The sequence below is a fragment of the Salifodinibacter halophilus genome, assembly GCA_012999515.1.
GTDB classification, from domain to species: Bacteria; Pseudomonadota; Gammaproteobacteria; order Nevskiales; family Salinisphaeraceae; genus Salifodinibacter; species Salifodinibacter halophilus.
In genome coordinates this window covers 1-277 of record JABEEB010000195.1, presented here as the reverse complement: position 1 = coordinate 277, position 277 = coordinate 1, and the positions used below count along the sequence as shown (strand labels likewise).

1 protein-coding gene is annotated in these 277 nt (G+C 67.5%); it reads left to right on the top strand.

The features are described from left to right. A partial coding sequence (locus HKX41_11290) for a hypothetical protein (protein ID NNC24715.1) occupies positions 1-277 on the top strand: 277 nt, incomplete at both ends.

Here is a 277-nt window from a genome sequence, read left to right as displayed (position 1 = left end):
CGTCCAGCGGCGTCAGCGCCGCTGGACGAATTCGACGACGCGATCAAGCGCGTGCAGCTGCCGCTGGCTGCGGTGCTGACCCAGGCGCTGTCGCTGCTCAAGCTGCTGATCGTGCGGCTGAAGTGGCGGATCGGCCAGGGCGAAGGCGACACGCGCGCGGTCGAAAACGCCGAAACCCTGCTGCGCCAGATCGAGCAAGGCGTGCAGGTCGCGCCGTTGCAGGATTGGGACGGCCTGCTCGGCAGCGGTGTGGAGGAAGAAGAGTCGATCCAGCTGA